This is a genomic window from Klebsiella sp. K47, assembly GCF_051858335.1.
GTDB classification, from domain to species: domain Bacteria; phylum Pseudomonadota; class Gammaproteobacteria; order Enterobacterales; family Enterobacteriaceae; genus Klebsiella; species Klebsiella pneumoniae.
On record NZ_JBPYUI010000300.1, the window covers coordinates 1 to 232 of the forward strand.

The following is a 232-nucleotide window of genomic DNA, read 5'->3' on the forward strand; positions in this document are numbered from 1 at the left end:
CGGGGGGCGGCACCGATGACTCCAGCGGCGATATCTTCCTGGCGTTCTCGACGGGCAATACCGGGCTGGCGCCGGCCGATTACAACCGCCGCGATCTGCCGATGACAGCGCACGTGGCGATGGTCAATAACGACCACATTTCGCCGCTGTTCGCGGCGGCGGCCGAGGCAGTAGAGGAAGCCATTGTCAATGCCATCCTGGCCGGTCGGCCCATGCAGGCTGAAGACGGGCG

The 232-nt window shown here is 65.9% G+C and carries 1 protein-coding gene; it reads left to right on the forward strand.

The window, feature by feature from the left end; all coding sequences use genetic code 11:
- On the forward strand, nucleotides 1-232 hold a 232-nt coding region (locus RRF55_RS28115), incomplete at both ends, for a P1 family peptidase (protein WP_439419316.1).